The organism is Candidatus Gastranaerophilales bacterium (assembly GCA_028696075.1).
Lineage (GTDB): Bacteria > Cyanobacteriota > Vampirovibrionia > Gastranaerophilales > JAILCC01 > JAQVHS01.
Map to the genome: position 1 here is coordinate 69,950 of JAQVHS010000009.1, position 15,064 is coordinate 85,013.

General features: G+C 35.3%; 9 protein-coding genes. 1 reads left to right on the top strand and 8 read right to left on the bottom strand.

What is annotated here, in order from left to right; translation table 11 throughout:
- Positions 1–78 precede the first annotated feature (78 nt).
- Positions 79–870, top strand: a complete 792-nt coding sequence (locus PHX18_06885; GenBank protein MDD3594334.1) for a carboxypeptidase-like regulatory domain-containing protein — start codon at positions 79–81, stop codon at positions 868–870.
- On the opposite strand, the gene glyS is transcribed toward PHX18_06885, so the two are convergent.
- The 8 genes from glyS to PHX18_06925 form a co-directional block, all read right to left on the bottom strand.
- A complete protein-coding gene (gene glyS / locus PHX18_06890) occupies positions 871–2,916 on the bottom strand; it encodes a glycine--tRNA ligase subunit beta (protein ID MDD3594335.1) in 2,046 nt (681 codons plus the stop codon).
- 65 nt (positions 2,917–2,981) lie between these two features.
- The gene (locus PHX18_06895) at positions 2,982–5,225 is read right to left on the bottom strand and encodes a hypothetical protein (GenBank protein MDD3594336.1); all 2,244 of its coding nucleotides are present in this window, start codon (positions 5,223–5,225) and stop codon (positions 2,982–2,984) included.
- A 134-nt stretch (positions 5,226–5,359) separates the two neighbouring features.
- Positions 5,360–8,056 (bottom strand): glycogen/starch synthase, encoded by a 2,697-nt coding sequence (locus PHX18_06900; protein ID MDD3594337.1) that lies wholly within the window; start codon positions 8,054–8,056, stop codon positions 5,360–5,362.
- Positions 8,057–8,324: 268 nt separating this feature from the next.
- Positions 8,325–9,992: a sugar phosphate nucleotidyltransferase gene (locus PHX18_06905; GenBank protein MDD3594338.1), complete on the bottom strand. Its 1,668-nt coding sequence runs from the start codon at positions 9,990–9,992 to the stop codon at positions 8,325–8,327.
- A 190-nt stretch (positions 9,993–10,182) separates the two neighbouring features.
- Positions 10,183–12,750 carry a glycogen/starch synthase gene (locus tag PHX18_06910; protein ID MDD3594339.1) on the bottom strand — a complete coding sequence of 856 codons (2,568 nt, stop codon included), beginning with the start codon at positions 12,748–12,750 and terminating at the stop codon, positions 10,183–10,185.
- Positions 12,751–13,384: 634 nt separating this feature from the next.
- A complete protein-coding gene (gene scpB / locus PHX18_06915; GenBank protein ID MDD3594340.1) occupies positions 13,385–13,882 on the bottom strand; it encodes an SMC-Scp complex subunit ScpB in 498 nt (165 codons plus the stop codon).
- Complete coding sequence (locus PHX18_06920; protein ID MDD3594341.1) at positions 13,879–14,742, bottom strand: segregation/condensation protein A; 864 nt, start codon at positions 14,740–14,742, stop codon at positions 13,879–13,881. The genes scpB and PHX18_06920 overlap by 4 nt, the downstream gene beginning before the upstream one ends.
- Positions 14,732–15,064 (bottom strand): AAA family ATPase (locus tag PHX18_06925; GenBank protein MDD3594342.1); only part of this gene is annotated, 333 nt, incomplete at its 5' end. The genes PHX18_06920 and PHX18_06925, both read right to left, overlap by 11 nt.

Consider the following 15,064-nt stretch of genomic DNA (forward strand, 5'->3'; position numbering starts at 1 on the left):
ACTAGATTAGTAGATTTTCCAATGAAAAAAACGCCTCAAACTTTAAACTCATAATAGGTCAAGTTAAAAAAGAAGTTTATGATGAGAGTGAGAATTGCATTAGCGGCAGTATTTTTTGCATTGCTGTTTCACGCGCCTTGTTTAGGTCAGGCTCTGGTCGGCGAAATTTCAAAAGAAGATTTTTTGAAAAATGCCGCCCGTGTAATAGACTATGATACCAAAATGCCGGTAAGCGGCGCGCTTATAACTATTCCCGCTGAAAACAAAGCTGCTTTCAGCGATAATAACGGTAGCTTTCAGCTTATGTCTCAAGCAAAAGAAGTTATACTAATGATAAAAAAGGACGGTTATCGACCTTATTCGGTTACGGTAAGCAGTAATGAGCTGGGCAGGAATCTAAAATTCGAGCTGCAAAAAAGCAAGGCAATGGAAATAATAGTTGCAGACAATCTTATAAGGCTTGGCGATAACTCTTTTTCTACCGACTCTGCCAATGCGGTACAGTTTCAATCACAAGCAAAAGGACCTTCTATAGAAAAAGGATTTCAGGTAAATGATATTGCCGCTGACACAAGAGTATATATAACTTTTGGTTCCATAATAGGTGTGGACACGCAGGAAGCAAAACGATTGAAACAAAATAATCTAAGAACGTCCTCAAGTTCACCCGTAGAAGTTTTTATCAACAAAACCAAAATCGGAGAAATTAAAATTAACGGCGATAACCAAAAAATGCCGGTGCCAAAACAATTTCTCAAACCTAACGCAGAAAATATTATCACTATAAAAACAGGTGTAAATCTGGACCAACACGAATATGTAGACTATGACGACATAGAAATAGCTAACCTTGTAGTGGATATAGAATAATTACACTATTTTAGAAAAATCGGCTATGGTCAAGAATTTTTGGTTCAGGTTATTTAAAAGCGCCAAACGATTTTGCTTGATTTTTTCATCTTTATCCATAACCATAACTTTTTCAAAAAACTGTTCTACAACAGGGATTACATCCGTCAAAGCTTCCATAATTTCAGAATGGGAACCGTCTGATAAATTTTGTCTAAAATAATTGTAAACGGCTTTTTCTTCTTCTGCGATAAATAAAGCTTCATCCACTGTAAAAGCCGTTGTATGCTGCGCAAGCTTTGCTATTCTGTTTTGGGTTTCAAGGAATTTAACAACTTGAGGACTTTGTTTTATACTTGCGGCTAAGTCAAGTCTTTCCCTGAAATCCTTCAAATCGGACAAAGCGCTTTTACTGCCTAAAGCAGCTTCTACAACATCATACGCATAAGTATTATGAAGTATTCCTTTCAGCCTTTGAACAATAAAATCTTCTATGGCGGAAAGCATTTGTTCTTTTTTATCCGCAGCTACATTATACAAATCCAAAGCAGAACCAAATAATTGCACTAAATCAAGTTTGAGATTATTTTGCATAACTGTTTGCAAAATGCCCACAGAAGCCCTTCTTACCCCAAGAGGGTCTTGAGAGCCTGAAGGAATTTTATTCAACACAAATACGCTGCAAATTGTATCGATTTTATCTGCTATACTAACAACCTGAGCTTCAATTGAACTTGGCAAATCTCCATCCGCAGCCAAAGGATAGTAGTGTTCTTCTACAGCTTTAGCAACAACAGGATTTTCACCCGAAATTGCCGCATATTTTGCACCGATTACCCCTTGAAGCTCGGTAAATTCAAATACCAAACCGGTTGTCAAATCCGCCTTACACAGAAGCGCTGTTCTTAAAGCGTCTTCTTTTTGAGAAGCGGAGAGGTTCAAATTATCCGATATTCTGTCTGATAATTTTATTATTCTTTGTACCTTGTCATACACAGAGCCTAAGCCTTTTTGAAAAGTAGTGCCTTTGAGGTTTTCGACTTTTTCACTCAGCGGTTTTTTAATATCTTCGTTAAAGAAGAAAATTGCATCATCAAGCCTTGCCTTAATTACACGCTCATTGCCGTTTTTAATATTACTAAAGTCATCACCTAAATAATTGGCAACGGTAATAAAACAGTTCAGAAGCTTTCCGTCCTTGTCATAAACAGGGAAGTACCTCTGATGTGAAGCCATAACCGTTACTATTACAGGCTCCGGAATATCTAAATATTTTTTATCAAATTCGCCCAATACAGGAACAGGGTATTCCACAAGGTTAACCACTTCTTTTAAAAGTTCATCTTCGATTTTAACAGAAGCGTTCATAGACTGTGCGATTTTATCAGCGGCTTGTGTTATAAGAGCTTCACGCTCTTTGGAATTAATTATTACGCTATGTTCTTTTAAAAGTTCAAAGTAATTCTTAACAGATGGGATTAGAAAAGATTTCCCCCCTGCAAATCTATGCCCTCTTGAAATACTGCCCGCTTTTATATTAACAAGTTCAAAAGGAACAACCTCTTCGTCTAAAATACTCACTATCCATCTTATAGGACGTGAAAAACGCTCTTCCAGATTTTCCCACCTCATAAAATGGTGTCCTTGTACTTTTAAAATACTTTCGGGAATAATCTCCGAAAGAATATGGACTGTCTGTCTGCCCTTTTCTTCAATTTTGATAGCCAAATACTCTTCGGTGCCATCATTCACCCTGACAACCTGCTCACAGGCGGCATTAAATTTTTTCAAAAACCCGTTTCCTGCCTGGGTTAGATTATCATCTTTATCAAAAGCTATACGTGCAGGCGGACCCTTGATTTCTTTAACGGTATCTTGCTGCACTTTCTCCAATCCACCTATAACAAAAGTCAAACGACGGGGAGTGGTATATGTTTCAAACGCAGAAAATTTTACGTTTTTTTCTTTAAGGCTTTCTTCTATATTCGTTTTAATTTGTGATGATATAGGCTCAATTAAACTGTATGGAAGCTCTTCAACTCCGATTTCCAGTAAATATTCAGACACGGGTGATTTCCTTTTTTTGATATCTTACATTAATAATTATATTTCAAAAAAAATCATTCGTTAACCTATGCTGCTTTTTTATTTTTTTCAGCCTTCTCTTGCAACTTTGAAGAGAGGGGCTTTTTGCCTGATAATTTGGCGATTAGCCTGTAGTAACCGCCTATTATACCTTTTTTGCTTGCATTTTCATGTTCCATTGTAATAATTTCATCACGGCTGTGAGGAAGAACAGGCATGCCTATCGCCTTTCTTGTGAAGGCTTCTGAGATTAAAGCATTAAACAGGGTTACAACAGACATTCCCATCAGTGAGGCTTTATAAACATTACTGAACGCTCTGTTAAAAGTATCTATAAACATTGTAGAGTAAAATAACCTTGAAGTTTCCTGAACTACACGTTCTTTAGCTTTTAATTTAGCCCCGCGCTCATCCTCACCCTTGGATTTAAGCATTACCATATTATAGTTATCAGCCACAAGAAAACCGCCTGTTGCAACAGTTGCACTGGCTTTGGTCAGTGTTGATATTATTGAATTATCACTGCTTGAAAAATCCTTTTTGTTAAATGAATTAAGCACCTGGGTATCAAGATACTGCTTAAATTCTCCTTCAGAAAGTTTTAGCTTGGTCTTAAGCCCTTTTAAAGTATTGGTCAAAATTTCCAAATCAGTTTTAGCTTTTGGGATAGTTTTTTGTCGTGTAACAGCTTTATAAAGCGTATTAGTTAATTTATAAGGGACCGTTATTGCAAGCCAAAGATATTTAGGAATACCTATAGCAAGGTCAACCATCGGTTTTACTACAGGGCGTGCAATATTATTCAAAATATACTCTTCACCTTTAACTGTAGCGGATTTTGCCATAATATTTTTATACTCTTCAACCAGAGTCTGAGCCCCGCTTTTTTCAAGTTTAGATATTAAAGTGTTAAATTCCGATTTTGTCATTGTAAACGGTTTTTCTACCAGTTGTTTGTAATGGTTTTTAAAGAAACCGAAGAAAGGTTTAAGCGTCCTTGCATAAAATTCTGTCTTGCTGAACTTAGCTGCTATAAACCCTCCTGCGGCTAAACCAATGAAAGCTTTGATTAAAGTAGACAAGTTAATCAGAGCGCCATCGTCTTTAGGGGGAAGTGCATTGTTTCCTTTTGGTGCTTTATCTTTTTTAGAATTTGTAAAACTTACCTTCGAAGCACCCTTTTTCATAAAGATACCAAATGTAGTGTTATAAGGCGCCCGCCCTCTAAAGGTTTCAAATAATTTGGCATCAAAGTTATATTCAGGTATTTTGCCGTCTTGTGATAATTCTTTAGCCTTTTCTTTAGAAAGGAATCCTATGCTTTTACCGTTGGCAATCCTCGAATAAACTTCGGTAGCTAAAATGGTAATAATAGTAACTCCGATAGTAAGCCCCATGCTGCCGTTAATCAAGGCTGTTAAAGCTCCAAGAGTGATTAACTGAATGTATGAATTGGACAAAATTCTTGTAATTTCCTGTTTAAACCTTACCTTTTGTTCTTTTTGAGCTTCTATTTTGTCGTCATTGCACATTCTTGAAAGGTTATGCGCATCATAAGATAAAAACACGGCGGGAATAATTCCTGAAACTATTCTGTTTAAAGAACGTTCGTGAACCGTATTATATTTACCTGTATTAAGGTCAAACATCTTGGACGCATTAATTAATAATTCTTTTACAGCCTTAGGGTCTGAATTTTTCAACAACTCGGCATTTTTATCCATAAATTCAAACATGCCTTGCAGACTGTTTGTCTGTTTTTCAAAAATAGCAGACATTCTTCTATCTGTTAAAAATTTTGAATTATAAAGCGTTTTAATTGGTTTTAATTTATTAACAAGGGGCAAAGTTAATAAAAAATCCAAAAGTTGAAACGGAAGCTTAACGATTGGATATAAAATACTGTCTGATAATAAATTTAAAATGCCCTTCTCTTTAAATGAGATAGAATCTCCATCGAGCCTTATCCGCCCTATCCCCTTTTTGGTTTTTGAAATAATAGTTTGAATTTTTTCCGCTATATCCACTCCCAATGATTTTTGTAAAAGATTAGAATTTTCAGCCAAATTTGTAAACTGTTTTGTATAGCGGTTTGTAAAACCTAAAAAAGAGCCCTTAAATGTTAATTCTTTGGAATTTAAATTTAAGGACTCTTTTAGTATAACTTTTGAATTTTTTGAAACCGAATCATGATTTTTAAGATAGTTCGGGCTGGAAGGGAAAGAAGCATGACTACCGAACTTTTCGATATGTCTTTTCGTAATGGAGAACTTATGTTCTCTAATCAGCATAGCCTTTCCTCCGCATTTCTTTTTAATATCTCATGACTTATTTTCTAATGCAAGTAATTTACAAAAAAATTTACAATACATAAAAAGCCGTTTTAGTTCAAAACGGCTTTTTGTAGTTTAATCTGATTATTTGATTACTTTTCGATTTTTAATACATTAATATAATTATCAAGAGCGCCTTTATCCCAGCTTACGTTGGTCTTCAACGCATTCAAATCAAGTCTTGCCCTTTCTTCAGGCGATAGTTTGATACTTTGAACGACATACTTTGTTAATTTATTTGCGTTGCTTCTTCTTACTTCTGCTTTTTTATCATCAGAAACAGTACACATAGGAATATATTGATCGTTAGGAACAAGAAGCGAATTTGCTCTATCTTTATCCTGTGAATTATTGTAATCATACATCTTTCTCGATACTCCGGGCGTCGGAATCATGCCTCCCACAGCGTTACCAACAACGTGAGACCCTGCATACATGCCTTTAATATCGGATATTCCGTACGGCTCAAAGTCACTCGGCATAGCTATGGTAGAAGCATTTGACATTAACATTAAACCTGCCTCTGACATTCTTTGAGATAAGAATACCATTCTATTTCCGGCTTCACCCAAAGATTCTTTAACTTTAGCCATGTGAGCGTCTAATTCGGCATGACCGCCACCTGATGTAATTAAAACAGGCTTTTCTTTTAATCCGTACATTTCGTAATTTTCATAAATATTTTTGAAGGTTTCCGCCATTGTATCAAAACCCTTTTGGGCATCCATCCTCGATGCCATTGTAAAGACAGGTGTATCTTCATTAACGCCTTCAAGATTTATAAGTTTTACATCACCGTGGAAAATTGCAGGTCCACCCAGCAAAGGAGATCTAACGTCTTTTGCTTCAGGAGCTTTTGCCCTGTCTATTAAATCTTTTAGCAATGTAATAAATACTTTTTTATTATGTTTCTTTTCTTCCATGAATTTTTTAATCATGTCGGCATTTTGGGGATTAAGGTTATCAATTTCTTCTGCTGTTTTGGCATGTGCTTTTACCGGCTCTACCATGCCTGACGCAATTTCTTTTGATATGGCTTTATTAATCTCATTCACATTTTGGTCAGTGAAAACAAGTTTTTCTCTGTTAACACCGTTAGGCATAGCGACAACACCGTCATTTTTATTTCTTAACACCATCATTGGGTCAAGCTCACCACTCATTTTATTTTCTATAATTTCTTTTTTGTACCCTGCAGAAACGGGACCTACTTTAGTAGCAAGAGCAAGAGCCCCTTGTGCCGCATTCAAATGGTTGGCTGCTAAACCTACTCTTTGCAGCGGAGTTCCGTAGAATTTTTCACCTTTTACATCATCAAGAAACAGATTTGATACAAGATCTTTTGCATATTTGCCGTACAGTACATTAAAGAATTGGCTTGTTTCAGGCTCATTCCAGTTTCTGCCCTGATAGCCTTCACCTATATTATGAATAATAGTAAGGGTATTATTGGCGAGGTTTCTTAAATATTCGCCCTGTTCTTTTGTTTTAATGCCGTCAAATTCTTCCGCTCTTGACAGCATACGCATTGTTGCCAACAAACCGAAGGTTTGCCATGCTTCATGCCCGATAATTTTGTCAGGGGCTTTAAGTTCAACGCCATCAGGCAGTTTGATTTCGCCGTTCTTAACTTTAGAAATAAGTTCGTATGTCATTTTGTTAAATTTGGCTATTCTTGTTCTTTCTTCATGAGCTTTAGCTGTATAGATATTTATATCTTTAACTTTAGGTATCAAGCCAAGGTCAAAGAAATCACCGTCGTCATGAAGATACAATACCTTTTGTGTTTGAGGTTCACCTTCTTTAGCTTTCACGGGAACATCCGCTGCATAAACCTGCATATAACTGCCGTCATCCATTTTACCATCATAGATTTTTTCCAAAGTCGGGGCATTGGTGTTATTGAATTTTTGTGAATTATATTTAAACTTGTTGGGTTCTCCTTCTATAGGAAGAAGGGCGAAATTTATTGCGCTATCTTTTTCTGAAGTAAATAAAGGCGCTATAGCAACGGTATTAATACCGCGTTTATTAAATTCTACCGGAACTTCATTAGCGATATCCGCTTGTCCGCCTACGATAGTTCCCCAACCTTCATAACATACCGACCAAATAGTGGGGTTCTTCATAGCTGTCATAGCTGTTTCACCAGCCATTACAGTCTGAATATCTTTTTTTATCTGACTTATTGTTGATGATTTTACTTTACCTGCGTTATTCAAATCCAAGGTAAACCCGCCCCAAATTTCCTGACGTGTCTTAGAGTCTTGCACGGATATATTCTTAATCGTTACAGGTTGTCTTGTTTTAAATATGTTATTAGATGCAGTTTCTATATCTTTTTGGTCTTGCTGCGGAACTTTATCTTTTAGGTCTTTAATGGTTTTCTCAACAGCAATACCTGTACCGCCTGCTAATAAAAGGGTTAAAAGATATTGAAATTTATCTGATGCACCTTGTGCGACTTTTTGTGCTTCTTGCTGGATTGTTTTAGAGCTTGTAATTTCAGAAGAAAGGGTTGTAACTTTTTGGGATAATTCACTCACAGAAGATTGAAGCTCTGTCATCATTTTACTTTGGGCAGCACCGCCGCCTCTTCTTGATACAATAAATACGACAGGCAGAGCTGCCAGTGCAGCTATTCCGCTATATTTAAGAATATTAGCCAAAACATTGTTTTCGGGTTTTGCAGCTACTGCAGACGGCGTATATACATCTTGTTGAGGAACGCTCATCTGTACCGGAGCCGAAGGTACAACTTGGGGTGAATTGACTTGTGTTTGAGCCATAGATGGACTAAATTTGGAAAAAAGTTCGGATTTAAATGTCTGATTTCTAGAAACTCTCGTTATCATGGTGTAACCTTTCTCTGTTATAAAAGTTTATAATTTATTTTATATTATATGATAATATTGGTGTAACAAGCTTGATATTTTTTATTTGCTAGCTGAAAAAATAAAATACTATATTTTGTTACAAAATTTAATGTATTAATTTTATTTATACTTTCATTCCTCCATTTTATGCTAAGAGAATAAATAAATAAAGTAAATATTATTAAACACAGGTATCATAAATAATGGCATTACCTTCAAGGATAAAATTGCCATACTTTTCTCTAAACGCTTCCAGCTTACTTTTTGCTCTGTCGTTCATATAGATGATACCTGTTCTTTCATCAACATTTTTAATAGCATCATTAAGTAAAAATTTGGGCATACCAAAATATTTGTTGCTTGAGGATTCAGGTCCGTATTTTTTAGTTTCCTGTGCCATATCTCTGAAGGTTTCAGGGATAGTTACATCAAGACCTAAATCATCCCAATATGCCGCACCGCCGCCTTTTTTCTCTAACAGAGCAGTATAACATTTCATCGGATTACCTTCAGCGTCTAAAAAATTATTTTCATTACACATTTTTACTAAAGGTGTAATAAAACCCTTTGCCAATCCCAATTCAGAATCTATATTAATTCCTTTTTCTTTCAAGGCTTCTAATGCTCTCGGGCTTATAATATAAATCCCCGGATTAGCCATAAATGTACCTTCTTCTGCGTTATAAGCTCCCGGCGCTTCTTTAAGCGGATCCTTGGGTTTTTCAATAAATTGCTCAATAACAGAAACCTTTATTTTATCTTCGTCCACGTCTTTTGGTCTTGCAGACATTAAACCAAATCCTGATGCCCTATCTTCAGATGCAGCATAGTAAGGTATCAAAATTGCCGCATCGGGGTTTTGCGCAAATGCCTCATAAGCCCTTGTTATATCAGCGTTTGTAAAGGTATCGGCATTAAGTATAATAAGAGGTGTATCTGTAGCACAATGATTACGGGCCAAAGCTTTTGCTATGCAACCACCGTCACCGAGATTTTTTTCCTGAACCACATGCCTGACATTATCCCCCTTTATAGTAGCCTGACCCGTTAAATAAATTAAATTATCTTTCTTATGGTTAAAATATTTAGACTTGGCAACCAGATCCAGTGCATTAGCCATTAACCTGTAGTCCGGTTTAGTGGGTAAAATTAAGGCAGGTTTATTAAGGTCGCTTCCTGTTAAATTAAATAATCTTGTTCCAAAACCACCTGCCAATATCATCATATTAGGTTTATCCCCGGACATTCTTTGGGCATAATCACCGGTAGGAACGGCTGAAAATAATTTACTGTCCACATAAGATTCAACGGCTTCTTTTGTGGCACCTTCATTATAGTTTGTAACAACTTGAATTTCACCTTTTCTTCCGTTGAAAGTTATGTCGTTCTTTTTATTTCCTGTTTTTGCAACACCCGGAATAACAGCTTCTATTACACGGGGAATAGTCAAGCTTGAACCTTTTAATAGTTGAATTTTCATATCCAGCTGAGGGTCGTATATTTCAAGCGTCGGACCAAATTTACCGACTTTTAATCTCACTTGAGGTGCATCAACGACGTCATTATTTTTCTTGACCTTGGCAACAGGTCCGCTCAACGTATCCTCATAAATCTCTAAAATTTTCTGCGATGCATTTTCAGAGTCTTCAACATTTATTAAATAAGCCGGATTTTGTTTACCCAGACCGCTGCGTTTAACCAACAATAATCTATCTACATCTAAAACATTGGGAATAATTGACTGGAAACTTTCCTCTTTAACTTCAACTTTACCTTTAAAAGCAGGTGTAACTAGACTTTGACCCCTATAAACCTGATTATTTTTGACAGAACTGATTTTTGTTATCATGAAGTTTTCCTCGCTAATTTCTCATAACACTCACAATGGTTAGTAACTAATGTAATTATTTTTATTTGCCATGTATAAAATAGAAATCTTATGTTTTGTTACAAAAGTTAATTATTTAATTTTTTTATTGTGATTCCTTATTTTAACAGATAAATATTCTGTAGTTCTTTAGTTGCACTTGGTTTATAACTTATTTTTGTTCTGCTTTAGCTTTCTTTTCTGCTTCTGCTTTTTCTTTGGCAATCTGGTCTACAATTCCTTGTTGCTCTTGTTTGATACCTTCCCTTGATAGTCCCAACAAGTTTAAATATTCAAATATAGGTCCTTGGTCATTTGGTCTTACCCAACTTAAGTTTTCTTGCAAATCAGCTGCAACCATTTGTTTATATTTATCTTTATCGTTATGGTAAACTTTTAATGCTTCTACCATAGTTTCATACAACTCTTTATCAAGCTGTTCCTGTGTTGTAGCAGGAGCTATTTCTGTTTTTGTTAAAAATCCATTAACACCATTTTTTACTGTATCTATAAATCCGCCTGTTCTTGTTGTAATAGGTATAGTACCGACCGCAAAAGATTGACCTTGTGTTAACCCGCATGGCTCATAATTAGAAGGTGACACAAAGAAATCACTACAAGGCATCATAGCAAAGTTAGGCATATATCCTGTCATTACTAAAATCCTATCCTTACCGCCTTGAATTTCTTGTAATTCTTTTAAATATTGTGCTTGTGCTGAATCAACTAATTGACCACCTACCACTACTACCGGTTTAGCCAAAGACCCAAAGTCTTTTTCCCAGTTTTCAAATAATAAAGCCATTGCCCCTTTAAATGTTTTTAAGCCTTTTTGATCTGTTAGTCTATGAGCAAACGATAATAAAGGTGCCTGCATAAAATCTTCTTCTGATACAGTAAACTTACCGGTATCACCTAACAATGACAAGCTATTATTATTAACTTTCATTGTACCGTCAGTAGCCATTTTCTTTATAAATGCAGAGTAAAGATTTCTTTTGTTTTCAGCTTTTGCTAACATAACATCATCAATTTGGGTATTTTTATCATATGTTTTAAGCTCAAAACTTAAATTTTTCGATACAGATTCTTTATGGTTTTTTGTATCACTTGTTTTTGTATCTAAACCATTTACAATACCTACAACAGTACCATCTTTACTTGCTTTTGCTTTCAATAAATTCCAAACAATGCCTGAACCCGGAGTATTGGAATTACCTAACGGAGTATCACAAATTTCTTTTGCGTATTGTTTTGACACAGGAGTGAAGAAATCTGATAACGCTACGCCCGTAAATAAATTATTAACTTGTCTTTCATTAGCATTATTAGGTTTAACCAATATGGCATTTGACAGATCATCGATAGGAAGCTTCGTTTGCGCTAACTTAGTTATGGCTACAGCATAGCTATCAAATAATGTATTAATAATATTTTCGTTAACTTCTTTATTTCTTGCATTATTTCCGCCTGAATTTACATTACCTTGTATTCCTACATTATGACCAATCATAACCAAAGGCATATCCCTTAATGCACTATACGCATTATCATCAATTTCGCCATAAGCATATTCCATTGAAGATTTATATCTTAAAAGAGGAGCCATAGTGCCGGCATGCCAATCATTCAAAATCATTGAAACAGGTGGTTTAAGGTTATTCCATTCTGTTTTATCAAAAATTTGTAAATCAGCACTGCATTTTGTTTCATTTCCAAGCGCTGCGTTAATTTTAGTATTAGCTAATTGATAAACAGCTTTATTAAAGAATGCAAATTTTTCAGGCTCTTCTGCTAAAACATTTGCATCATAAATATGATCACTTAAAAAACTATTATTTTTAATAAATACTAATTTTTTGGTTTTCTTAGGAGCATTTGGTTCTACAGGCACAGGTACATCGCATGTAAAGAATTCCACTTGTTCTACTCGCGGAGCTCCATTTTTGTAAACCGTTATAGGCATTTGAGCTACTTTATTCAAATTAAAAGTTGTAGTATTATATGTGTAAGTATAAACTTGTTTTCCATCTTGCATTTCCATTTTAAAAGCACTTTTATTTTTCTTTAAATACATTGGTATGAAAGTAGGGACATCTAAATCAAGGTTTGTAAAGTTGTTTTGTAATTCAACGGGGACATCACCTAATCCGCCTGTTTGAATAGGTTTATATTCTGCCGTAAGCGCCCAGGTAGAAGTTGATTTTAACTCTTTAGAATATTTTTCTCTATAAGTTTTGACATCACTTATTGCTTGGCTTCTTGATTTAGAGTATAGAGATTCTGATACTCCTTGTATAAATTTTACAGCTTTTTCATTTCGTTTAAGGTTTATTTTTCCTGCATAATTCTGGACTGTTAATAAATCCAAACCAAAAACATTTTCTGTATGTTCTTTAACTGCAGGATTTACAGTAGCACCAGCTCTGGTATTTGAAGCTAATGCTTTAGCTTCATTAATTCCATTATTTAAAGCCGGAACTCGTTCAGTCAAATCGCTTATACTTTTTGAAACATTTTCTGCATTATTAATCTCTTCATCGCTAAAGCCCTGAGATTTCAATTCTCCTTTTTTTTCAGTGATATATTTAGATATTGCAGCCCCTGAACCTAACCCCAATAAACCTGAAAGCAATAATCCCGTTTTAGGGGCAGCATTTTGGGTTGCTGCAGGAGGAACTTTAATTTTACTGATTTGCTCAGAGAGTTGTTGTACGTTTTTACTTAGTCCGCTTATCATTTTTGCATTTGAACGCCTACCCGATATAAAAATTATCGGTAAACCTATAAGCGTACCGGCTAAAGCTGCAACTCCCGAATATTTTAGAAGATAATCTTTTGTAGTCGGTTTTGAAGAAACAAATTCATCTTTGGAAGCAGGCTTAAAAACAGGATGTGCCTGAGGACTATTCACTCCTGCAGGATTATTGTTTACACTAACATTGGCAGGATTATATGATGACGGACTGGCAAAAGCACTATAGGTTTGGGAATTAAAGTTGATTTGATTTTTAAATGTTAAAATGGACTGTTGAAAACAATTTTTACCTGATGCAGAACTAATCATATTTTCCTCCGAGTACAAACATGCTGTAATGAAACTTGTAATAAACTTTTTTTGATACATTTTTATTAGTTAGTTAACAAAAATTAACAATTCCCCGTAACTTTAAAATAATTAGCAATCACAAGTATTATTACTTCTTGCCGTAGCAAGACTTAATAATAAAAATATTTTAATTAAACGGTATAATGAAATTTTCCGCTTAACTTATAAATAATTATTATAAAAAGTACACTAATTAATAATTGTAGACCATGTTAATACTACCATGAGTTAGTAATTATGCAATAATGTAAAATTATCCTAACGGCTAATTTACACCATCGATGTCGATTAATTTCGCAAGGGTTTTTGTGTCACCTTTGAGCTTAAAATATTCTTTAAACTTTTCTGTTGTCTTCAAATTATAAGACCGCCCGTTTTTATCACGCTTACGGGAAATCAAGCCTTTATCCAAAAGTTCATGGATATGCTCGTACGCCGTTTGACCTCTAAGCTCTCTGACATAAGTCTGTCTCACGGGTTCTTTAAGAGCGATTATAGAAAGGGTTTTAACTACTGCTTGCGATAACTCAACAGGGGCAAGTTTTTCTACTATAGGCATATACTCTTCTCTGACCTGCAAAATGTAGCCGTCCTCATCATCAATTTCAAGCGCACCTTCTCTTGATGAGTAATCCATAATCAAATCAAGCAAAGCTTCTTCAATATCATCAATATTTTCACCCAAAATTCCGGCAATTTCATCCGCACTTATGGCCTTTGCCGTTACAAACAAAACCGTTTCTATTTTTGATTTAAGGCTCATTCAATCACCTCTGAAAGGTTTGTGTCTTCTGTTTTTTCAACATAAACATCGCTATAAAATTCGTCTTGTTTAAGTTCAATACGATTTCTTGCGCTCAAAAACAAAAGGGAAAGATAAACCGTTATTTTATCCATGCCTGTCGATTGAAGCTCCTTCATTTCTACACGCTCATCAGATTCAAAAAGTTTTATCAAAACGCTTCTAAGGCAGATTATACCTTCTTCTATATAGTCGTCATGCGCAATATCTATAATATCTTCGGGCGTAAAATGAGCATAAGATTGCGTACGTCTTTGGACACGTTCGTAGGCATTTTTAAGCGAACGTTTTTTATCAAGCTTTTCATAAAATTCTAAGTGTTTGATTAAATCATTAAGAGTAACGGTTCTTTTTCTGTTAAGTCTTATGCTGCTTCTTCTTTGAAGCACTTCATCCAGAGAAATAACGTTATTGCGGTTCAAATCTGCTTCAAAATCAGGGTCATCGTAATCTGCCTCAAAATTTTCTTCAGGCTCTGCAATACCTGAAAAAGGGTCCAATCCTTCTAAAATATCGGACTTAAGACGCAGCAATATAGCAGAAAACAAAAACACCCTGCTTGTTACTCTAAGGTTATTCATCTTCAATTCAATAATTTTTTCAAAATATCTGTCTGCCAAATCAACAACATCAATATTCCAGGGGTCAAGCTGATTTTTCTTAACCATTTCGACAAGAACTTGGATACCGTCTGTTTCCACCTGCATTTTGGCAATGGTACTTGAAATAAAATCCATTTGAACATCAGCCGGATTAACGGTTTTTTGGGCTAAAGTTCCGATTATTCTGGTATTTTGTGTAATATTACAGCTATTCGTCACTTATTTTAATCCCTGTGATTTTGGTGATACCTTTGTCGGTTTGTGTAACACCTATAGTCCTACTCGCTGATTCTATCATAGGTTTCTTGTGTGTAACTACTATGAATTGTGTATCTTTTGACTGTTTTTTGATAATATCCGCAAGTTTCGCCACGTTAATACTGTCCAAAGATGCATCAACCTCATCAAGCGCATAAAACGGCGCCGGAGAATACCTTTGGATTGCAAATACAAATGCTAACGCCGTAAGTGATTTTTCGCCACCGCTCATAGCTTCAAGCCTCTGCATTTTTTTATCCCTGTGCTGGGCTTTAATTGTAAG